A 22,653-nucleotide genomic window follows, 5' to 3' on the forward strand; every position below is an offset into this window, starting at 1 on the left:
AAGAAACAAACGCTTCCCGACCGGGCAATCGATTGCCCAGTCATAGGAGCTCCGGATCCAGCTCCTCGTCCAGCAGCATCCGGATGCGGCTGAGGACCGTGCCCTCGCCGGTGGAGGCGTCGTAGTCCACGCTTACCAGCCGGGCGCCCGGCAGCTTGCGCTGGAGGGCGGCGTACTGCCCCTTGCCGAAGATGTGGCCCGGCAGGCAGGCGAAGGGCTGGACGCAGAGAATTTTTCGGTATCCCAGCCGGGCCCAGCCCACGGCCTCGGCAGCGATCAGCCACCCATCCGCCACCGTCACCCGCAGGGGAGCATACCCCTCCGCCTGCCGCTTCAGCTCCGGCAGCGGCGGCAGGGCATGATAGCCCGCCTGATTCAAAATCGACAGCATATCCCGCTGGATCTCCGCCAGGTACGACGCCAGCAGCCGATACACCCGCCGGGCAGGGGCGGAGCCTTTCAGGGCGTGGCCGTCCATGTAGTACAGGGCGTACCAGGTGATGCCGCCCACGCCGATCTCGCAGTGCTCCGCCGCCAGATACCGCTCCAAATTCCAGTTGCCCAGGTGGCAGTATTTCGTGTAGATCTCCCCCACGATAGCCACCTTCTGGACTTCACGGGGCACCCGCTCCACCGCCCGGAATTCGGCCGCCATCTCCCGGCAGCGGCGCAGGATCTCCCGGCGGGTGAGTCCTCGATTCCCCGCCAGATCCTGTCCCAGGTCCTCCGTCCAGCGGCGCCAGAGTGCCTCCGCCGTGCCGGGGACTGCCTCGTATGGCCGGGTCTGGTTCCGCAGCAGGGCCAGCGTGTCCCCCCACACGGCAGCGGCCAGACAGCGGCGGACCATGGCGGCGGTGATGGGCAGCCCGGTGCCCCGGTCGATGCCCCGGACATTGAGACTCAGGGTCTCCACCCGGCCGTAGCCCAGCCGGTCCAGCACCCGCCGCAGCAGGCGGATGCCGCAGGAGCCCCGGCACTCGTCCCCCGCCTGGCCGAACAGCACCCCGCACCGGGCCGGGTCGTACCGCCCGGACCGCAGGGCGGACAGCACCTGCCCCGCCACCAGGAACACCGGATAGCACAGCTCATTGTGGAAATATTTCAGCCCCAGCTCCGCCAGATGGGGATCGTCCTCCGTCAGCAGCACCGGCTCCCATTCCTCCGACGTAAAGGCGTACTGCAGCAGGGGGAACCAATCGTCCAGCAGGGAGGGGATCAGCAGCGTCTTCCGCTCTGCCATCCCGGCCACCTCCTTTTATCCCAGCATACCGGTCCGCGCGGGGGAAAGCAAGGCAAAAGTGGTTACAAAATCCGCCGGAATCCCCGCCGCCCCTTGCCCCGCCCGCTCCTTTGTGTTAAACTGACAAAAAAGCCCCACCCGCCGCCGCGGCGGGGAGGAGCAAAAAAGGAGGTTCCCCCATGAAGCTCAGCTTTTACGGCGCCGACCAGTGCGTCACCGGCAGCTGCCACTGTCTGGAGGTCAACGGCAGGCGCATCCTGGTGGACTGCGGATTGCAGCAGGGGCGGGACGAGGTGTCCAACGACGCTTTTCCCTTTGCCGCGAACGACATCGACTTCGTCCTGGTGACCCACGCCCACATCGACCACACCGGCCGGATCCCCATGCTGGTGAAGCAGGGCTTCCAGGGCCGGATCGTCGCCACCCGGCTGACGGCGGATCTCATGGACATCATGCTCCAGGACTCCGCCCACATCCAGGAGTCCGACGCGGAGTGGAAGAACCGCAAGGCGGAGCGGTCCGGCGCCCCCCGGGTGGAGCCCCTTTACACCATCGAGGACGCCCAGCGGGTGAGCCAGTACATGACCACCTGCGAGTACAACCAGCCCCTGGACCTGTGCGAGGGCGTCCGGGTGGAGTTCGTGGACGCGGGCCATCTGCTGGGCTCCGCCTCCATCCTCGTCACCGCCACGGAGGGCGGCATCACCAAACAGATCGTCTTTTCCGGCGACATCGGCAATGTGGACCAGCCCATCATCCGGGACCCCACCTACCTCACCGGCGCGGACTACGTGGTGATGGAGTCCACCTACGGCGACCGCAACCACACGGAGGTGTGGAGCTACACCGACGATCTGGCGAAGATCATCGACGAGACCATCGCCAAGGGCGGCAACGTGGTGATCCCCTCCTTCGCCGTGGGCCGCACCCAGGAGCTACTGTACTTCATCCGGGAGATCAAGGACAAGGGGATGGTGAAGAGCGACCCGGACTTCCCCGTGTACATCGACTCCCCCCTGGCCAAGAAGGCCACCACCATCTTCACCGGCGACCTGCGGGGCTATCTGGATGAGGCGGCGCTGGAGCTGGTGCAGGACGGCACCCACATGTTCAACTTCACCAACCTGCGCATGACGGAGACCAGCGAGGAGTCCAAAATGCTGAACATGGACCCCACCCCCAAGGTCATCATCTCCGCCTCCGGCATGTGCGACGCGGGCCGCATCCGCCACCACCTGAAGCACAACCTCTGGCGGCCGGAGTGCACCGTGGTGTTCGTGGGCTACCAGGGGGAGGGCACCCTGGGCCGCGCCCTGCTGGAGGGTGTGAAGAGCGTGAAGCTCTTCGGCGAGGAGATCGCCGTCCATGCGCAGATCGTGAACTTCCAGGGTCTCTCCTCCCACGCGGACCGGAACCACCTGCTCTCCTGGATCCAGGCCATCCAGGCCCCCAAGCCCCAGCACGTGTTCGTGGTCCACGGGGACCGGGAGGTGGCGCCCTTCTTCGCCAAGACCATCCAGGGCCTGGGCTTCACCGCCCACGCGCCCCAGTACACGGAGGTGTACGACCTGATCGCCGACAAGGTGACCGAGCCCGGCTACCTGCCTGAGCGGAAGGCCAGGACCACCGGCGGTATGCGGGCCAGCGCGGCCTACGAGCGGCTGGTGGCCGTGGGCAACATGCTTATGGAGAGCATCAAGCGCAGCCGCGGGCGGGACAACAAGTCCCTGGCCCGGTTCGCGGACCAGCTGCGGCAGCTGCTGGAGAAGTGGGAGAGCTAAGGCAGCTCCCTTGCCAGAGAGAAGGCGGCCTGGAACGCGGCCTCCAGCTCCATGCTGTGGAGCTGCGCCGCCGCATCCTCGTATTTTTCGACGGTGTTCCAGTCGTCGTCCGGAAGCAGGTCCCGGAGCCGCAGGGACAGGCGGGCGGTCAGGCGGGAGACTTCCCGGTACTCCGGGGAGGGGAGATAGGAGGGGAGGAGCTCCTCCTTGGCATAGGCATATAAAATTTCCATTGCATCCGACATAGCGATCACCATAGCACCCATTTTGTACATATCATTATATACACCCATATTGTGCGTGTCAAGGGGTTTGAGAGTTTTTATGATAAAATTTGCGGAGAGACTGCGCGAACTGCGGAGAGAAAAGAAAGTGACCCAGTCAAAGATGGCCGATTTCCTCGGTATCAAGCTGAGGTCTTACCAGAACTATGAGGGCGGCTCTCGCCGGCCGGATTACGAGGGACTGGTGGCCCTGGCGGATTACTTCGACGTGACCACAGATTATCTGCTGGGGCGGAGCGACGTGCGGGGGTAACATGGGATGGGCCGCCGTCCGGCGGCCACGGGGGATTCTGCTCCCGCAGGGGGCTGGTCCAGCGGGATGCACCCCCCATTGTCGTCGTCGCAAAGTCCGCTCAGCTCCGTTTCCGCCTGCGGCGAAAACTGCGCCTGCTCCCTTGCTCCTCCTCTCCCCACCGCGCGGGGCGCGGCGGGGGCCCCTTTCGGTCTTGCCAAAAGAGAAACGGGCCGTGCACGGTCCAAAAGAAAAGACCGCTTAGACGCGCTCCGGCGCGTTCGCGCCTCCGCGCGACGGGGGTCGGCGGATCGGTGCAAGCGCCGATTTTGGCCTGCCTTCGGGCACGCTATCATCTTCTGCAATTTCTGGGACTGCCGTCCCGTGGCGGATGGTGCGGAGGTCGTCGGGGTGGTTATCGCATTGTCTCTGCTTCTCTTTTCGCTGCCGCTGGCCGTCCCGCGCGGGAACTGGTGCAACGGGCGGATGTGGGCATCCGCCCGAAAGCATAAACCCCTACGACCACCCGGGTAGCGCGTAGCGAAGCGGAACGCGCGGAAAGAGGAGCTGGTCAAATGCGTCCTTGCACCCCGACCCAAGACGCACCCGCGCCGCGGGAATCCGCCATCAAGCCTGTACCGCACCCCGCCGCGCCCGTCGGGGAGCCATCGCAGACCCGCAGGCACCATCTCATGCCGACCCCCGTACAGCAACTTTGCACGCACGTGCAAAGTTGCGGCCAAAGCGCCTTTTTCTCTTACACCGGGCGCGGCGCGTTCTCTTTTTGGGTAAGACCAAAAAGAGAATGGGGGGCGCATCTGCCTAGCCATCGCCATGGCTGAATCCCTGCGTCCAATGGGACGCACCCCCCGGAGGTATCTATGGATCGACTTCATGAAAACCGCATCTACACCGGCACGGTGGAATCCTACTCCAGCGAGGGCCTGGGCATCGTCCGCCTGGACGGCGCCGTGGTGTTCGTCCCTCAGGCCGTCCGGGGGGAGACCATCGACCTGAAAATCACCAAGGTGATGAAGACCGCCGCCGCAGGGGAGATCGTGAAGATCCACAAGCCCTCTCCCGACCGGGCCCAGCCCGAGTGCCCCGATTACGGCCGGTGCGGCGGGTGCGACTTCCAGCACCTGACGTACCCCGAGGAGCTGTGGGCCAAGCGCCAGCGGGTCCAGGACGCCCTGACCCGCCTGGGGGGCGCAGACATCCGGGTGGAGGAGATCCTGGGGGCAAAGAACCCCCTCCACTACCGCAACAAGAGCCAGTACCCCGTGGGCGCGGACGGCGCCATCGGTTTCTACCGGGCCCGGTCCCATCAGGTGGTGCCGGTGAAGCGGTGCTTGATCCAGCCCGAGGCGGCGGACAAAACCGCCGCGGCGGTGGGGGAGTGGATGCGGCGCTACAAGGTCCCCGCCTACGACGAGGCCACCGGAAAGGGACTGGTGCGCCACGTGTACGTCCGGGTGAATCGGAAGGGCGAGAGCCTTTGCTGTGTGGTAATCAACGGCAGGCAGGCCCCCCGGGAGCCGGAGCTGGCCGCCTATGTCTGCGCCACCGTGCCCCACACCGCGGGGGTGCTGGTGAACAGCAACACGAAGCGGGGCAACGTGATCCTGGGGGAGAAGTACCGCACCCTCTGGGGGCGGGACTATCTGATGGACACCCTCTGCGGCCTGGAGTTCAAGCTGTCGGTGCCGTCCTTCTACCAGGTGAACCGGGATCAGGCGGAAGCGTTGTACGGCAAGGCCCTGGATTATGCCGGCCTGACGGGGCGGGAGACGGTGCTGGACCTGTACTGCGGCATCGGCACCATTACACTGTGCCTGGCGAAGCGGGCCGGACGGGTCATCGGCGCGGAGATCGTGCCGGCGGCCATCCGGGACGCCAAAGAGAACGCCGCCCGGAACCACATTGAAAACGCGGAATTCTTCTGCGGCGACGCGGCTGAGACAGCCGCACGGCTGGAGGCGGAGGGCCTGCGGCCGGACGTCATCACCGTGGACCCGCCCCGGAAAGGGCTGGCGCCGGAGGTGATCGGCTCCATCGCGGCCATGGGGCCGGAGCGGGTGGTGTATGTCTCCTGCGACCCCGCCACGCTGGGCCGGGACGTGAAGCGGTTCGGAGAGCTGGGTTACCGGGCCGTCCGGGCCTGTGCAGTGGACATGTTTCCCGCCACACGGCATGTTGAGAGCGTGGTGCTGCTGGAGAGGAGTTGACCAAAATGGCAGTTTCAAAATTCCGGATTTATGACTACTGGAAAGACAAAGCCATCACGAAAAAATTTGAAATCAAGCCGGTGTCCGCGTGCACGAAGGAGGACGACGCACTTTCCATAACAGAATTTCCTGATGAGATTTTTTGCTGGGCTTGTCAGATGCCGCCGTATCAACAGGGGACACATCGGACACTCAGCGGACTTTGGAATGGAGACACACTTTTACAGCGGTCCCATATTTTGGAAAAGTCCCTGAATGGAGAGGATAAACCCGAGAATTATTTTCTGCTGTGTCCGCAATGTCACGCGGAATCTCCGGATACGACGGACGCGAAGCTCTTTTTCGCGTGGGTCCGGTATAAGCGGACGCATGAGAACTATTCCATGGTGCTTCGGAGGGATATGAAAAAGGCGGCGGAGATTCTGGGAGTGGACCAGAACCTTGTGGAGGAGCGATTTGCCGCGCTGCGGCTGACCCGGCTGGAAGAGGATGCGTATATTCGAGACTATATTGTCAAAAACTGTGCGATGCATGGCAGCTTTCTTGCGCCGCTCTCCCGCATGATGATCCTGCAAAAATGGATTCTGGACCCGGAGGAACAGAAAAAGTTTGCCGCCTGGCGGAGGACGCTGCCTGAAGAAGAGACTGGTGAGAAGGAGCCAACATAAATATCTCAAAAGAGATCATTCCGCAAGGACTGAAGAATAAAACAGTTGTCAAACACAGTTTGAGGGTGTATGATAAATCACAAATCAGGGCGGTCACTGCCAGAGAACCGAAACAGGAGGAGTATTATGAACAAAACGGCAAGCATGGTCTTGAAGATCATCGGCGCCAGCCTGGCATTCGCAGCGGTTATCTGCCTGCTGATCGGCGGCTGGCATGACCTCAGCGTGGGATACAGCGGTATGAAGAAGCGGCTGGCCCGGAAATTCGGCTCCGAGTACGACGACTACGCCGACGAAGAGCTCTACGAGTAATCCAGAGCATAAAAAGGACCCCATCCAGATGGATGGGGCCCTTTTCTGCGTTTTTTCCGCCACAGGGCAACAAAAAACGGCTGGAAGAAATCCCCAACCGCAACGAAATTCCCCTTGACAGAGGAAAAAAACCATGGTAAAATAAGACGCTTATATGATGGCAGAGGATATTCCGCCATTTTTTATCGTTGAGATAACGATAGCATATTTCCCAGAACAATGCAAGAGCGGGATGCAGGAATTTTAACAACGATACCGTGCGTATCATTCCTGGCCGCGCCACCCGAAAAACCACGCGCCCGGCAGGACAGGGCGGGGCGCACAGAAGAAAGGTGAATGAGAAGATGGCCAAAGACAAGTACTACGGAAAGACCCTTCGTAAGAACTTCGCCAGGCACGAGGAAGTCATGCCCATGCCCAACCTTCTGGAGATCCAGAAGAAGTCTTACCAGGAGTTTTTGGACACCGGCCTCCGGGAGGTGTTCAACGACGTGGGCGCGATCACGGACTATCAGGGCAACCTGGAGCTGACCTTCATCGACTACAAGATGGATGAGGCGCCCAAGTACGACGTGGAGGAGTGCAAGGCCCGGGATGCCACCTACGCCGCGCCGCTGAAGGTGAAGGTCCGCCTTCGGAACAAGGAGACCGAGGAGATCAAGGAGCAGGAGATCTTCATGGGCGACTTCCCGCTGATGACCCACTCCGGCACCTTTGTTATCAACGGCGCCGAGCGCGTCGTGGTTTCCCAGATCGTCCGGTCCCCCGGTGTGTACTACGGCAAGGAGACGGACATCAAGACCGACCTGCCCATCCTCACCTCCACTGTCATCCCCAACCGGGGCGCCTGGCTGGAGTATGAGACCGACGCCAACGAGGTCTTCTGGGTCCGCATCGACAAGAACCGCAAGCTCCCCATCACCTGCCTGATCCGGGCCCTGGGCCTGAAGACGGACCAGGAGATCCTGGACCAGTTCGGCGACGATCCCCGCATCGTCACCACCCTGGAGAAGGACCCCTGCAAGAACTACGAGGACGCCATGCTGGAGATCTACCGGCGCCTGCGTCCCGGCGAGCCCCCCACGGTGGAGGCCAGCGAGACCCTGATCCACAACCTGTTCTTCGACCCCCGGCGCTACGACCTGTCCACCGTGGGCCGGTACAAGTTCAACAAGAAGCTGTCCCTGTGGCAGCGCATCCCCGGCTACAAGCTGGTCTATCCCGTGGCAGATCCTGCCACCGGTGAGCTCCTGTTTGATGAGGGCCATCTGCTGACCAAGGACGATGCCCGCCTGCTGGATACGGTCGGCGTGGGAGAGGTCACCATCGACGTGGAGGGAGCGCCCCTGCGGGTCATGTCCAATAAGATGTGCGACCTGAGCCATTATGTGGACTTCGATCCCCTGGCCGAGTGCGGTATCAAGGAGCGGGTGCGCTTCGACGTGCTGCAGGAGCTGCTGGGCCAGTACAGCGGCGAGGAGCTGAAGGACCAGATCCGCCTGCACCGGGCCGATCTGGTGCCCAAGCATATCATCATTGATGATATCCTCACCTCCATCAACTATATGAACGGCCTGGCCCGGGGCATCTCCGTGAAGGATGACATCGACCACCTGGGCAACCGCCGCCTGCGCTGCGTGGGCGAGCTGCTGCAGAACCAGTTCCGCATCGGCTTTTCCCGGATGGAGCGGGTAATCCGGGAGCGCATGACCATCCAGGACCTGGATGTGGTCACCCCCCAGAGCCTCATCAACATCCGCCCCGTCACTGCCGCCATCAAGGAGTTCTTCGGCTCCAGCCCCCTGAGCCAGTTCATGGATCAGACCAACCCCCTGGCGGAGCTGACCCACAAGCGGCGTCTTTCCGCCCTGGGCCCCGGCGGCCTCTCCCGCGAGCGTGCCAGCATGGAGGTCCGCGACGTCCATTACAGCCATTACGGCCGCATGTGCCCCATCGAGACCCCTGAAGGTCCCAACATCGGCCTGATCTCTTATCTCGCCACCTATGCCCGGATCAATGAGTACGGCTTTATTGAGGCGCCCTACCGGGCGGTGGACAAGGAGACCTTCCACGTCTCCGACGAGATTGTCTATATGACCGCCGACGAGGAGGACAACTACATCGTCGGCCAGGCTGCTGAGCCTCTGGACGAGAACGGCTGCCTCATCAACGCCCGTATCACGGCCCGGCACCGGGACGAGATCGTGGAGGTGGACAAGGAGCGGGTGGACTACATCGATGTGTCCCCCCGGATGATGGTCTCCATCGCGACGGCCATGATCCCCTTCCTGCCCAACGACGACGCCAACCGCGCCCTGATGGGCGCCAACATGCAGCGTCAGGCCGTGCCTCTGCTGCGTCCCCACGCGCCCATTGTGGGCACCGGCATGGAGCACAAGATCTGCATCGACTCTGAGATCGCTGTCCTGGCGGAGGGCGACGGCGTGGTGACCTCTGTGGACGCCCGCCACATCACCGTCAAGTACGACAGCGGCGAGGTCAAGGACTACAAGCTGACCAAGTTCCTCCGGTCCAACCACGGCACCTGCATCAACCAGCGGCCCATCGTGGAGGTGGGCGAGCGGGTTCACGGCTGGGGCACCGACGAGAACGGCCAGACCGTGGATCCCACCGTCCTGGCGGACGGCCCCGCCACTGAGCAGGGCGAGATCGCCCTGGGCCAGAACATCCTGGTTGGCTTCATGACCTGGGAGGGCTACAACTACGAGGACGCCGTGCTGCTGAACGAGCGTCTGGTGCGGGAGGACCTGTATACCTCCATCCACATCGAAGAGTACGAGATCGACGCCCGGGACACCAAGCTGGGCCCGGAGGAGATCACAAGAGACATCCCCAATGTGGGCGAGGACGCCCTGAAGGATCTGGACGAGAACGGCATCATCCGCATCGGCGCAGAGGTCCGTTCCGGCGACATCCTGGTGGGCAAGGTCACGCCCAAGGGCGAGACCGACCTCACCGCCGAGGAGCGGCTGCTGCGGGCCATCTTCGGTGAGAAGGCCCGGGAGGTCCGGGACACCTCTCTGAAGGTCCCCCACGGCGAGAGCGGCATCATCGTGGACGCCAAGGTCTTCACCCGGGAGAACGGCGACGAGCTGGGGCCCGGCGTGAACATGGTAGTGCGGGTGTATATCGCCCAGCGCCGGAAGATCCAGGTGGGCGACAAGATGGCAGGCCGCCACGGCAACAAGGGTGTCGTGTCCCGGGTCCTGCCGCAGGAGGATATGCCCTTCCTGCCCGACGGCACGCCGCTGGACATCGTGCTGAACCCCCTGGGCGTGCCCAGCCGTATGAACATCGGCCAGGTGCTGGAGGTCCATCTGGGCTACGCCGCCCAGAAGCTGGGCTGGAAGGTGGCCACCCCCATCTTCGACGGCGCGTCTTACAGCGACATTCAGGAGCTGCTGCAGCAGGCGGGCCTGGATCCTGAGGGCAAGAGCGTGCTGTACGATGGCCGCACCGGTGAGCCCTTCGACAACAAGGTCACCGTGGGCTACGTGTACTTCCTGAAACTGCACCATCTGGTGGACGACAAGATCCACGCCCGCTCCACCGGCCCGTACTCCCTGGTTACTCAGCAGCCGCTGGGCGGCAAGGCCCAGTTCGGCGGCCAGCGCTTCGGCGAAATGGAAGTCTGGGCCCTGGAGGCCTATGGCGCGGCCTATACCCTGCAGGAGATCCTGACGGTGAAGTCTGACGACGTCACCGGCCGCGTCCGGACCTACGAGGCCATCGTCAAGGGCCACAACGTGCCCCAGCCCGGTGTGCCGGAGTCCTTCAAGGTGCTGGTGAAGGAGCTGCAGTCCCTGTGCCTGGACATTCAGGTGCTGGACAAGGACGGCAACGTCATCGAACTGAAGGAAGACGAGGACGCTATGGACACCTTCAACCTGGCCCGGATGGACGCCGACGACGACCGGCACCGCGCCTTCTCCGAAGAGGCGGAGTTCCAGGATTCCGGCTTTGACATCGAGGACGCCCCGGAGGATGCCGGCGCGGACATCGACGTGGACTTCGACGACGAATGATCCAGGATCGTATTGTTCGTCAACTCAACAATTCTGGATCATGTAAGGAGGAAATCGCAAGATGATCGACAACAACACTGGCAACAACATTGCCTTTGACGCGATTAAGATCGGCATGGCCTCTCCGGAGCAGATCCGCGCCTGGTCCTATGGCGAGGTGAAAAAGCCGGAGACCATCAACTACCGCACCCTGAAGCCGGAGCGGGACGGCCTGTTCTGCGAGCGCATCTTCGGACCCACCAAGGACTGGGAGTGCCACTGCGGCAAGTACAAGAAGATCCGCTACAAGGGCAAGATCTGCGACCGCTGCGGCGTCGAAGTCACCCGGGCCAAGGTCCGCCGGGAGCGCATGGGCCACATCGAGCTGGCCACCCCCGTCTCCCACATCTGGTATTTCAAGGGTATCCCCTCCCGGATGGGTCTGCTGCTGGACATCAGCCCCCGGATCCTGGAAAAGGTGCTGTATTTCGCCAACTATATCGTCACCGACCCTGGTGAGACTCCGCTGACCAAGAATCAGATCCTCTCCGAGAAGGAGTACCGGGATTACCGTGAGAAGTATGAGGACGACTTCCAGGCCGGCATGGGCGCCGAAGCCGTGAAGAAGCTGCTCCAGGACGTGGACCTGGAGGCCCTCTCCGCCCAGCTCCACGCAGAGCTGAAGGATGCCTCCGGCCAGAAGAAGGCCCGGATCGTCAAGCGGCTGGAAGTGGTGGACGCCTTCCGCCTGTCCGGCAACAAGCCGGAGTGGATGGTCATCGACGTGCTGCCTGTTATCCCGCCGGAGCTGCGCCCCATGGTGCAGCTGGACGGCGGCCGGTTCGCCACGTCCGACCTGAACGACCTGTACCGCCGGGTCATCAACCGGAACAACCGCCTGAAGCGGCTGATCCAGCTGAACGCCCCGGATATCATCGTCCGCAATGAGAAGCGGATGCTCCAGGAGGCTGTGGACGCCCTGATCGACAACGGCCGCCGGGGCCGCGCCGTCACCGGCGCCAACAACCGGGCGCTGAAGTCCCTCAGCGACCTGCTGAAGGGCAAGCAGGGGCGGTTCCGCCAGAACCTGCTGGGCAAGCGCGTGGACTACTCCGGCCGTTCCGTTATCGTGGTCGGCCCCGAGCTGAAGATCTATCAGTGCGGCGTGCCCAAGGAGATGGCCGTGGAGCTGTTCCGCCCCTTCATCATGAAAAAGCTGGTGGAGGACGGCACTGCCAACAACATCAAGTCCGCCAAGAAGATGGTGGACAAGGGCGTCACCGAGGTGTGGGACGCTCTGGATGTCATCATCAAGGACCACCCCGTCATGCTGAACCGCGCTCCGACGCTGCACCGCCTGGGCATCCAGGCCTTCGAGCCGGTGCTGGTGGACGGCCGGGCCTTGAAGCTGCACCCCCTGAACTGCACCGCCTTCAACGCGGACTTCGACGGCGACCAGATGGCCATTCACGTGCCCCTGTCCGCCGAGGCCCAGGCCGAGGCCCGCATCCTGATGCTCTCCGCCAACAACCTGCTGCGTCCCCAGGACGGCGGCCCCGTCACCGTGCCCACCCAGGACATGGTGCTGGGCTCCTACTACCTGACTATGGACCGCATGGGCAAGGCGGAGAAGGGCGCCGAGACCATCTGGTGCGAGGACGCCGGCGACACCAACCTCACCGCTCACTCCATCGTGGACGCAGATGACTTTGTGGCCGCCAACGACGCCCTGGAGAAGGGGCAGAAGAAGGCCGCCTACCGCCCTCTCCACTTCTACGCCAGCGAGGAAGAGGCCCTCATGGCCTACAACGACCATGTGATTGGGCCCCACTGCCCCATCGGCGTGCGCCGCACCATGACCGTGGACGGCGTCAGCCACACCGCTGTGGTAGAGTCCACCCCCGGCCGTATCATCTTCAACCAGAACATCCCTCAGGACCTGGGCTTTGTGGACCGGACCGATCCCGCCCACGTCTGCGACTATGAGGTGACCTTCACCTGCGGCAAGAAGCAGCTGGGCCAGATCGTAGACCGCACCATCAACAAGCACGGCTTCACCGTGGCCGCTGAGGTGCTGGACGCCATCAAGGCCACCGGCTACAAGCACTCCACCCTGGCGGCCATCACGGTCTCCATCGCGGATATGACCGTGCCCCCCAAGAAGTACGAGCTGGTGGCGGCCTCCGAGCAGAAGGTGCTGGACATTGAGAACCAGTACAAGATGGGCTTCATGACCGAGCACGAGCGCTACAAGCAGGTGGTGCAAGTGTGGGAGAAGACCACCAACGATGTCTCTGACGCCCTGCAGAAGAACCTGGACCGCTATAACCCCATTTTCATGATGGCGGACTCCGGCGCCCGCGGTTCTATGAAGCAGATCCGCCAGCTGGCTGGTATGCGTGGCCTGATCGCCAACACCGCCGGCCGCACCATCGAGATCCCCATCAAGGCGAACTACCGCGAGGGCCTGACCGCCCTGGAGTACTTCATCTCCTCCAGAGGCGCCCGGAAGGGCCTGGCCGACACGGCTCTGCGTACCGCAGACTCCGGTTACCTGACCCGCCGCATGGTGGACGTCTCCCAGGATGTCATCATCCGGGAGGAGGACTGCCACGTGACCCACGGTATCAAGGTCTCCGAGATCAGCGAGAACGGCCAGGTGATCGAGAAGTTCTCCGACCGGCTCCGGGGCCGTTTCCTGGTGGGCGATGTGGTGGACGCCGATACCGGCGAGGTGCTGCTGTCCAGCACCAAGATGATGGACGAGAACGACGCCAAGATCCTGGAGACCCACAAGTGGGTCCAGGCCAACTACCGCGACGGCGACCGCTGCACCTTCGACCCGGCGGTTGACGAGCACCCCACCGTCATGATCCGTACCGTGCTGACCTGCAAGGCCCACAGCGGCGTGTGCGCCAAGTGCTACGGCATGAACCTGGCCACCCAGCAGCCTGTGGGTCCGGGCGAGGCGGTCGGCATCATTGCCGCCCAGTCCATCGGCGAACCCGGCACCCAGCTGACCATGCGTACCTTCCACACCGGCGGTCTGGCCGGCGGCGACATCACCCAGGGTCTTCCCCGTGTCGAGGAACTGTTTGAGGCCCGTAAGCCCAAGCGGATGGCTACTCTGGCAGAGATCGGCGGCACGGTCAAGTTCGAAGAGACCAGCAAGGGCAGCCTGGTGAACATCGTCATCACCGCACCTGACGGGGACACCCGCACCTACGCGGTGCCTCACACCGGCCTGCTGGTGAAGGACGGCGACGTGATCGAGGCCGGCCACCAGCTGACCTACGGTGCGTTGAATCCCCACGAGGTGCTGCGCATTCGCGGCGCTGACGCCGTGTACAACTACCTGATCCAGGAGGTCCTGCGGGTGTACCGCCAGCAGGGCGTGGATATCAACGATAAGCATATCGAGATCATCGTCCGCCAGATGATGCGCAAGGTCCGTCTGGAGGACGCCGGCGACACCAAGCTGCTGGACGGCTCTATGGTGGACGTCCTGGAGCTGGACGACGCCAACGAGGAGATCGACCGCCGCAACGCCGCCGGTGAGCGGCAGGAGAACGGCGAGCCTCTGCGCCACGCCGTAGGCACCCAGCTGCTGATGGGCATCACGAAGGCATCTCTCGCCACGGACTCCTTCCTGTCCGCCGCCTCCTTCCAGGAGACCACCAAGGTCCTGACGGAGGCCGCCATCAAGGGCAAGGCCGACCATCTGGTGGGCCTGAAGGAGAATGTCATCATCGGCAAGCTGATCCCTGCCGGCACGGGCCTGACGGCCTACCACACCTTTGCTGAGGAGTTGGTTCCCGGTCCGGCGCCTGTTGAGGCCGCCCCGGAGCCCATTCCCGCAGAGCTGTGATTCGCCGGACATCCCGCAGACACAAGACCGGGAGAGAGCCTGACCGCTTGCGGTCAGGCTCTCTTTTCAGATGCCGGGCATCGGGAGGCGGGGTGAAGGAGACGCCCCGCAGCCCGGGGCTGAAACGGTTCTGCTGAGAAGCGGATGACCAACGCCCCCCTTTATTTAAAATATCAAAGCTCCCTTGTTCCCAGGCGCACTGCGCCGTATCCGGACGGCGGCCAGAAACGGCCCGGAAACAGGGAGAAGTTCTCCTAAGATGTCTCCAGGTATCCGGCACGCCCGGGAGATGGGGAAAACGTCCAAAAGTCTGCGGACCATGGAAAATTTTTACCGAAAAATGTCTTGACGGATATGTTTCCCCATGGTATAATCCAAAAATGCGCGGATATTAGGATTCTGCGGATTTTGCCATGCGTTTCAGGAGGAATTTCCCGTGATCTCGGAGCTTGCTTCCCAGGAGAAGGTCATCGGCGTGAAGCAGTCCCGCAAGGCGATCCGGGAAGGCCGGGCCAAGCGGGTCTATCTCGCCTGTGACGCCGATCCCGCCATCACCGAGCCGGTGGCCGCCAGCTGTGCGGAGGCCGGCATCCCCGTAGAGACGGACTACACACTGTCCCAGCTGGGCCAGGCGTGCCGGATCAGCGTGGGCGCGTCCGTGGTGGCCGTCCTCTCCGCATAAAGAAATGGTTTTTTTCGGAATAGCTTCACCGCGTTCCGTAAAAAATAAGGGCTGTCGTGGTTACACGGCAGCGAAATTATGAAAGAAAGGAGAAATACACCGAATGCCTACTTTTAACCAGCTGGTCCGTAAAGGAAGAGAACAGGCTACCTACAAGTCCACTTCTCCCGCTCTGCAGTTTGGTCTGAACACCCTGAAGAACAAGACCACCGATCTGCCTTCTCCCCAGAAGAGAGGCGTGTGCACCGCCGTGAGAACCGCGACCCCCAAGAAGCCCAACTCCGCCCTGCGTAAGATCGCCCGTGTGCGTCTGACCAACGGCTACGAAGTCACCGCTTACATTCCCGGCGTGGGCCACTCCCTGCAGGAGCACTCCGTCGTGATGATCCGCGGTGGCCGTGTCAAGGATCTCCCCGGTGTCCGTTACCACATCATCCGCGGTACGCTGGATACCCAGGGCGTCTCCGGCCGTATGCAGGCTCGTTCCAAATACGGTGCCAAGCGGCCCAAGCAGAAGTAAGTCTGCGAACTGAGAGCTTTGCCGAATAGGTTTATATAGATGGCGGCCTCCGGGCCGCCGGGACGACCTCTTTGGCAGGCATCCACGGAAGGCTGCAATACGCCTTTTGAGTACCTATGAGATCATAGAATTATTATGAAGGAGGGAAGCATAGTGCCCAGAAGAGGTAATGTTCCCAAGAGAGAGATCCTGCCGGATCCCGTTTACGGCTCCGTCCTGGTCACCCGGCTGATCAATAGTGTCATGCTGGATGGCAAGAAGGGCGTGGCCCAGAAGGTGGTCTACGGTGCCTTCGACCAGATCAAGGAGAAGACCGAGAAAGACCCCATCGAAGTGTTCAACCAGGCCATGGAGAATATCATGCCCAGCCTGGAAGTCAAGGCCCGCCGTGTGGGCGGCGCCACCTATCAGGTCCCCATGGAGGTCCGTCCCGCCCGCCGCACGACCCTGGGTCTGCGCTGGCTGACGGCCTACGCCCGTTCCCGCAGCGAGCGCACCATGGCTGAGCGCCTGGCCGGCGAACTCATGGACGCCGCCAACAACACCGGCAGCGCCGTGAAGAAGCGCGAGGAAGTCCACAAGGCAGCCGAGGCCAACAAGGCGTTCGCCCATTTCCGCTGGTAAGTTAGGAGAAACAGTATGCCGAGAAAAACACCTCTTGAAAATACCCGTAATATCGGCATTATGGCTCACATCGATGCAGGCAAGACGACGACTACCGAGCGTATCCTGTTCTACACCGGCGTGAACTATAAGATCGGTGAGACCCATGATGGCACCGCCACCATGGACTGGATGGCCCAGGAGCAGGAGCGCGGCATCACCATCACGTCCGCCGCCACCACCTGCTACTGGTCCGGTTCCAAGAACCAGTTCAAGCCCACCCGGATTAACATCATCGACACTCCGGGCCACGTGGACTTCACCGTGGAGGTGGAGCGCTCCCTGCGCGTGCTGGACGGCTCTGTCACCGTGCTGTGCGCCAAGGGCGGCGTGGAGCCCCAGTCTGAGACTGTGTGGCGCCAGGCCGATAACTACAAGGTCCCCCGGATGATCTATGTCAACAAGATGGACATCATGGGCGCCGACTTCTACAACGTGCTCCGCATGATTGAGGAGCGCCTGAAGTGCAATGCCGTGCCCATCCAGCTCCCCATCGGCAGCGAGGATACCTTTAAAGGCATCATCGACCTGATCGAGATGGACGCGGACATCTACTATGACGATCTGGGCAAGGATATGCGCGTGGAGCCCATCCCCGCGGACATGGTGGACCTGGCAAACGAGTACCGGGAGAAGCTGATGGACGCCGTGTCCATGGTGGACGAGTCTATCATGGAGGCATATCTGGCTGGCGAGGAAGTTCCCACGGCCAAGATCCGTGCGGCCATCCGCAAGGCCACGATCGCCAATGAGATGGTGCCCGTCACCTGCGGCACGTCTTACCGCAACAAGGGCGTGCAGAAGCTGCTGGATGCCATCGTGGACTATATGCCCTCTCCCCTGGACATTCCGCCCATCAAGGGCGTGAACCCCAAGACTGACGAGGAGGACGAGCGTCCTGCGGACGACAACGCCCCCTTCTCCGCCCTGGCGTTCAAGATCATGACCGACCCCTATGTGGGCCGCCTGAGCTTCTTCCGCGTCTATTCCGGCCATCTGACCACCGGTTCCTCCGTGCTGAACAGCACCAAGAACGTCAAGGAGCGTATCGGCCGGATTCTGCAGATGCACGCCAACCACCGGGAGGATATCGAGGAGGTCTTCTCCGGCGATATCGAGGCTGCCGTGGGTCTGAAGAACACCACCACCGGCGACACCCTGTGCGATGAAAAGGCACCCATCATCCTGGAGTCCATGGAGTTCCCCGAGCCCGTCATCCGCGTGGCCATCGAGCCCAAGACCAAGGCCGGCCAGGAGAAGATGACCATGGGCCTCATCAAGCTGGCCGAGGAGGATCCCACCTTCAAGACCTACACGGATGAGGAGACCGGCCAGACCATCATCGCCGGCATGGGCGAGCTGCACCTGGAGATCATCGTGGACCGCCTGCTGCGCGAGTTCAAGGTGGAGGCCAACGTGGGCGCACCTCAGGTCGCCTACAAGGAGACCATCAAGAAGGCCGTGGACCAGGACACCAAGTATGCCCGTCAGTCCGGCGGCAAGGGCCAGTACGGCCATGTCAAGATCCACGTGGAGCCCAACGAGTCCGGCAAGGGCTACGAGTTTGTCAACGCCATCGTGGGCGGCGCCGTTCCCAAGGAGTATATCCCGGCTGTCGACGCCGGTATCCAGGGCGCCATGAACGCCGGCGTGGTGGCCGGCTTCCCCGTGGTGGATGTGAAGGTCACCCTGTACGACGGCTCCTATCATGAGGTGGACTCCTCTGAAATGGCGTTCAAGATCGCTGGCTCCATGGCCTTCAAGGAGGCCTGCCGCAAGGCCGATCCCACGCTGCTGGAGCCCATCATGAAGGTCAGTGTCATCGTGCCCGATGAGTATATGGGCGATGTCATCGGCGACCTGAACAGCCGCCGCGGCCAGATCATCCAGCTGGAGGCCCGTCCCGGCGCCCAGCAGATCGACGCCTACGTGCCCCTGGCCGAGATGTTCGGCTATGCCACCGATCTGCGCTCCCGCACCCAGGGCCGCGGCCAGTACACCATGGAGCCCAGCCACTACGTGGAGATCCCGAAGAATATCCGGGATAAGATCGTGGAGACCCGCAATAAGCCCCAGGCGTAAGGAAAAAGGGATTGATTTTCCCTCCATTATACGGTAAAATAAGCAATGCTGAGAAAAACCGCATTGCACCCAACAGATTTTGAAAATTGACAGGAGGATTTTCAAATGGCTAAGCAGAAATTTGAAAGAACCAAGCCCCATGTTAACATCGGCACCATTGGTCACGTCGACCATGGCAAGACCACGCTGACTGCCGCCATTACCAAGTGGCTGTCTCTGCAGGGCAAGGCTCAGTTCGAGGCTTATGACTCCATCGACAAGGCCCCCGAGGAGAAGGAGCGCGGCATTACCATCAACACCGCTCACGTGGAGTATGAGACCGAGAAGCGTCACTATGCCCACGTGGACTGCCCGGGCCACGCCGACTATATCAAGAACATGATTACCGGCGCTGCCCAGATGGACGGTGCTATCCTGGTTATCGCCGCTTCCGACGGCCCCATGGCTCAGACTCGTGAGCACATCCTGCTGGCCCGTCAGGTGGGCGTGCCCGCCATCGTCGTGTTCCTGAACAAGTGCGATCAGGTCGACGACCCCGAGCTGCTGGAGCTGGTGGAGATGGAGGTCCGTGAGCTGCTCTCCAAGTATGAGTTCCCCGGCGACGACATCCCCATCATCAAGGGTTCCGCTCTGAACGCTCTGATTTCCGAGTCCAGCGATCCCGCCGCTCCCGAGTATGCCTGCATCAAGGAGCTGATGGATGCTGTTGACGACTATATCCCCACCCCCGACCGCAAGGAGGATATGCCTTTCCTGATGCCCGTCGAGGACGTGTTCACCATCTCCGGCCGCGGCACCGTGGCTACCGGCCGTGTGGAGCGTGGTGTCCTGAAGCTGAGCGAGGAAGTCGAGATTGTTGGCCTGACCGACGAGAAGAAGAAGACCGTCGTCACCGGCATCGAGATGTTCCACAAGCTGCTGGACTACGCTGAGGCCGGCGACAACATCGGCGCCCTGCTGCGTGGCGTGGACCGCAACGGCATCGAGCGCGGCCAGGTTCTGGCGAAGCCCGGTTCCATTCATCCCCACACCAAGTTCAAGGGCCAGGTTTACGTCCTGACCAAGGACGAGGGCGGCCGTCACACCCCCTTCTTCAACAACTATCGTCCTCAGTTCTACTTCCGCACCACCGACGTGACCGGCGTCATCACCCTGCCCGAGGGCACTGAGATGTGCATGCCCGGCGATAACGTCGAGATGAGCGTGGAGCTGATTACCCCCATCGCCATTGAGAAGGGCCTGCGTTTCGCTATCCGTGAGGGTGGCCGCACTGTGGGTTCCGGCGCTGTTACCGAGATCGCCGAGGCCTGATTTTTCAGCCAAGAAAAAGAACTGCCGCAATGCGGCAGTTCTTTTTTTGCCCGCAGGCCATTCCGAACGGGCTCAGTCCTGCTCCGGATAGACCAGTGTGTCCTGGAATCCGTCTGCCCCGGCGCAGAGGATATCCCCGGCCACCGGCTGCCCCTCGCAGACGTAGAGGTTGGCCTGGACACCCTCCGGCCGTCCGGGATAGTTGGTGACGGTGTAGGTGTACCGGGCCACTTGCTTGCCGCAGCACGCAGAAAGGTCGAAGCCCTGGGAATCCTGCAGCTCGTTGTAGGTGAGGTAGGGCTCCTCCAGTTTCTCCGGCAGCAGAAACTGCAGCGTCTCCACCGGTTCCTCCTCCACCTGCCAGCCCATGGACTCCAGATAGGCGATGCGGTCGGCATTGCCGGTCAGCTGCCAAGCTGCCGCGTCCTGACCGCCACCGGAGCGGCCCACCAGCAGCAGGACGGCGGCCGCCAGGATGCCGGCCAGGATCACAGCCACAACGGCCTTTGTCTTCTTGGAAACCCGCGCGGTCCAAATCAGCATATCGATCCCTCCTGCATCTTCCTATTCATTTTTTTCCGGATTTATGATAAGATGAAGCAGAACAAGCCGTCGGAAGAGAAGCGGTAAAAAGAGGCAGAGGTCAGCAAGGAGGAGGCCGGCATGGAGAAAGCGCGTCTGGACAAGATCATCGCCGGGGAGGGGACATACTCCCGGCGGGAAGTGAGGCTCCTGGTCCGCCAGGGCCGGGTGCTGGTGGACGGTGTGCCTGCCCGGTCTCCGGAGGACAAGGTGGTGCCGGAAGCAGTGGAGATTATGGTGGACGGGACCGTGCTGCACTGCCGCCGCTACACCTGGATCATGCTTCATAAGCCTGCGGGGGTCCTCTCCGCCACGGAGGACGGCCGGGGGGCCACAGTGCTGGACTTGCTGCCGCCGGAGCTCCGGCGGCGGGGACTGTTTCCAGTGGGGCGGCTGGACAAGGATACGGAGGGATTGCTGCTGCTGACCAACGAAGGAGGACTGGCCCACGACATCCTCTCTCCCAAGCATCATGTGGACAAGGTCTACTATGCCCGCACTGCCGGCTGTCTGACGGAGGAGGACTGCAGGGCATTTGCGGCAGGCATGACCCTGGGAGGCGGCCTGGAATGCCTGCCGGCGGGGCTGGAGATCCTCTCCGCCGGGCCGGAGGGCAGCGAGGGGCTGGTCACCCTGCGGGAGGGGAAGTTTCATCAGGTGAAGCGGATGCTGGCGGCTCGGGGAAAGCCGGTCCTCTATCTGAAGCGGGTCCGCATGGGCAATTTGCCACTAGATCCGGCCCTGGAACCGGGCACATACCGATATTTGACGGAGGATGAGGTAGAGAGCCTGCGAAATTTCTAACGGCCACATCAGAAAATTCAAATCTTGCCCAAAAAAGAAGCCGTTTTTTTGTTGAAAAAAGAAAATATATCTTGCATTTTGACAAATTCAACGATATAATATATCCATTGACAATTTGCACAACGCCCCCACGTGTGATTTTAGAGGAGGAGGACGACCATGTCTGGAAGAATTTTTCAAAATGTGGTGCTGCAGCTGAAGGAAAATACGGACCGGACGGTTGGCGTCATTGACGGTGAGGGCATCGTCATCGCCTGCAGCGAACTGGCGATGATCGGCCAGCGGTGGGCGGAGCATGTGCCTGCCATCAATGCTGCCGGCGGCGCCATCGTCACGTCGGAGGGAAAGACATTCAAGGCCCTGAACGGCTGGGGAACCCAGTTTGACTATGCAGCCTTCGCCTTTGGCGACAACGAGATCAGCAAGACCGTTTGCGCCATGGCCACGGTGGCGCTGAATGCAGCCAAATCCTACTACGAGGAGAAACATGACCGGGGGTCCTTCATCAAGGACATCATCTCCGATAACATCATGCTGGGGGATATCTATGTGCGGGCCAAGGAGCTGCGGGTCACGGCGGACGTGCCCCGGGGCGTATTCGTGGTCCGCACCCTGAAGAAGGGGGAGTCTGTCCCCACGGACGTGATCCAGTCCCTGTTCCCGGACCGGCAAAACGATTTCGTCCTCAGCATCGGCGAGGGCGACGTGGTCCTCATCCGCCAGATGCCGGAGGGCTCCGGCATCAAGGAGCTGAACAAGATCGCCTCCTCTATTGAGGAGGCCCTCCGTGCCGGCGGGGAGCCCACGGTGGTGGTGGGCATCGGCACCGTGGCCACCCACCTGCGGGACTTGGCCAAGAGCTATAAGGAGGCACAGATCGCCATTGAGGTGGGCAAGGTCTTTGACACGGAGAAGTACGTCATCAACTATGAGAATTTGGGCATCGGCCGGTTGATTTATCAGCTGCCCACCACCCTGTGCGAGATGTTCCTCCAGGAGGTGTTCAAAAAGAACCCCATCGACGCACTGGACAAGGAGACGCTCTTCACCATCCACAAGTTCTTTGAGAACAACCTGAACGTGTCCGAGACCGCCCGGAAGCTGTTCGTCCACCGGAACACTCTGGTGTACCGGCTGGAGAAGATCAAGAAGCTGACGGGCCTGGACCTGCGGGAGTTCGACGACGCCATTACCTTCAAGGTGGCTCTGATGGTCAAGAAATATCTGACCTCCCGGGGCATCGACTCCTGAGCCTGGATGGATCACACAAGCGCCCCGGCCGGAATTCCGGCCGGGTTTTTTCGCGCCCGGCGGAGACGGACCGCCGGGGAGGAAAACGGAATCGGAAGATTTGAAAAAGGCGGTTGCATT

General features: G+C 62.0%; 17 protein-coding genes and 1 pseudogene. 15 read left to right on the forward strand and 3 right to left on the reverse strand.

From position 1 onward, the window contains the following. Positions 1-40 precede the first annotated feature (40 nt). Entirely contained in the window at positions 41-1,240 is a 1,200-nt protein-coding gene (locus DN611_RS04790; protein WP_021750759.1) for a hypothetical protein, read from the reverse strand. Positions 1,241-1,419: 179 nt separating this feature from the next. On the opposite strand from DN611_RS04790, the gene DN611_RS04795 reads away from it, so the two are divergent. Beyond that, the gene (locus DN611_RS04795; protein ID WP_025545630.1) at positions 1,420-3,021 is read left to right on the forward strand and encodes an MBL fold metallo-hydrolase RNA specificity domain-containing protein; all 1,602 of its coding nucleotides are present in this window, start codon (positions 1,420-1,422) and stop codon (positions 3,019-3,021) included. On the opposite strand, the gene DN611_RS04800 is transcribed toward DN611_RS04795, so the two are convergent. After that, positions 3,018-3,296: a DUF6809 family protein gene (locus DN611_RS04800; RefSeq protein ID WP_119310775.1), complete on the reverse strand. Its 279-nt coding sequence runs from the start codon at positions 3,294-3,296 to the stop codon at positions 3,018-3,020. The genes DN611_RS04795 and DN611_RS04800 overlap by 4 nt on opposite strands. A gap of 49 nt (positions 3,297-3,345) precedes the next feature. Here DN611_RS04800 and DN611_RS04805 point away from each other — a divergent pair, with 49 nt between their 5' ends. From DN611_RS04805 to tuf, 12 genes and pseudogenes are all read left to right on the forward strand, one after another. After that, on the forward strand, positions 3,346-3,558 hold the full coding sequence (locus tag DN611_RS04805; protein ID WP_021750755.1) for a helix-turn-helix domain-containing protein: 213 nt from the start codon (positions 3,346-3,348) through the stop codon (positions 3,556-3,558). Between the two features lie 860 nt (positions 3,559-4,418). Then, a complete protein-coding gene (rlmD, locus tag DN611_RS04810; protein ID WP_119310776.1) occupies positions 4,419-5,765 on the forward strand; it encodes a 23S rRNA (uracil(1939)-C(5))-methyltransferase RlmD in 1,347 nt (448 codons plus the stop codon). Positions 5,766-5,923: 158 nt separating this feature from the next. Continuing rightward, a pseudogene (locus tag DN611_RS17260) lies at positions 5,924-6,061 on the forward strand (hypothetical protein); the annotation flags it as partial. 87 nt (positions 6,062-6,148) lie between these two features. After that, positions 6,149-6,433, forward strand: a complete 285-nt coding sequence (locus tag DN611_RS16430) for a hypothetical protein (protein WP_136891624.1) — start codon at positions 6,149-6,151, stop codon at positions 6,431-6,433. A gap of 126 nt (positions 6,434-6,559) precedes the next feature. Beyond that, positions 6,560-6,745 (forward strand): hypothetical protein, encoded by a 186-nt coding sequence (locus DN611_RS04820; protein ID WP_021750746.1) that lies wholly within the window; start codon positions 6,560-6,562, stop codon positions 6,743-6,745. A 344-nt stretch (positions 6,746-7,089) separates the two neighbouring features. Then, complete coding sequence (gene rpoB / locus DN611_RS04825) at positions 7,090-10,791, forward strand: DNA-directed RNA polymerase subunit beta (RefSeq protein ID WP_021750743.1); 3,702 nt, start codon at positions 7,090-7,092, stop codon at positions 10,789-10,791. Positions 10,792-10,852: 61 nt separating this feature from the next. Next, entirely contained in the window at positions 10,853-14,638 is a 3,786-nt protein-coding gene (gene rpoC / locus DN611_RS04830; RefSeq protein ID WP_021750742.1) for a DNA-directed RNA polymerase subunit beta', read from the forward strand. 436 nt (positions 14,639-15,074) lie between these two features. Further along, positions 15,075-15,320 carry a ribosomal L7Ae/L30e/S12e/Gadd45 family protein gene (locus tag DN611_RS04835; protein ID WP_025544826.1) on the forward strand — a complete coding sequence of 82 codons (246 nt, stop codon included), beginning with the start codon at positions 15,075-15,077 and terminating at the stop codon, positions 15,318-15,320. 103 nt (positions 15,321-15,423) lie between these two features. Further along, on the forward strand, positions 15,424-15,840 hold the full coding sequence (gene rpsL, locus DN611_RS04840; RefSeq protein ID WP_021750740.1) for a 30S ribosomal protein S12: 417 nt from the start codon (positions 15,424-15,426) through the stop codon (positions 15,838-15,840). Positions 15,841-15,993: 153 nt separating this feature from the next. Further along, positions 15,994-16,464, forward strand: a complete 471-nt coding sequence (rpsG, locus tag DN611_RS04845) for a 30S ribosomal protein S7 (protein ID WP_036631091.1) — start codon at positions 15,994-15,996, stop codon at positions 16,462-16,464. Between the two features lie 15 nt (positions 16,465-16,479). Next, positions 16,480-18,585 (forward strand): elongation factor G, encoded by a 2,106-nt coding sequence (gene fusA / locus DN611_RS04850; protein ID WP_036631090.1) that lies wholly within the window; start codon positions 16,480-16,482, stop codon positions 18,583-18,585. 105 nt (positions 18,586-18,690) lie between these two features. Then, complete coding sequence (gene tuf, locus DN611_RS04855) at positions 18,691-19,896, forward strand: elongation factor Tu (protein WP_119310778.1); 1,206 nt, start codon at positions 18,691-18,693, stop codon at positions 19,894-19,896. Positions 19,897-19,968: 72 nt separating this feature from the next. On the opposite strand, the gene DN611_RS04860 is transcribed toward tuf, so the two are convergent. After that, positions 19,969-20,439: a DUF4830 domain-containing protein gene (locus DN611_RS04860; RefSeq protein ID WP_021750736.1), complete on the reverse strand. Its 471-nt coding sequence runs from the start codon at positions 20,437-20,439 to the stop codon at positions 19,969-19,971. 120 nt (positions 20,440-20,559) lie between these two features. Between DN611_RS04860 and DN611_RS04865 the strand changes: the two genes are divergently transcribed. Together DN611_RS04865 and DN611_RS04870 are read left to right on the forward strand one after the other, a co-directional pair. Beyond that, positions 20,560-21,282: a pseudouridine synthase gene (locus DN611_RS04865; RefSeq protein WP_021750735.1), complete on the forward strand. Its 723-nt coding sequence runs from the start codon at positions 20,560-20,562 to the stop codon at positions 21,280-21,282. 159 nt (positions 21,283-21,441) lie between these two features. Continuing rightward, positions 21,442-22,533 carry a PucR family transcriptional regulator gene (locus DN611_RS04870; protein ID WP_021750734.1) on the forward strand — a complete coding sequence of 364 codons (1,092 nt, stop codon included), beginning with the start codon at positions 21,442-21,444 and terminating at the stop codon, positions 22,531-22,533. Positions 22,534-22,653 lie beyond the last annotated feature (120 nt).

It is taken from the genome of Oscillibacter sp. PEA192 (assembly GCF_003574015.1).
Taxonomy (GTDB): Bacteria; Bacillota; Clostridia; order Oscillospirales; family Oscillospiraceae; genus Oscillibacter; species Oscillibacter welbionis.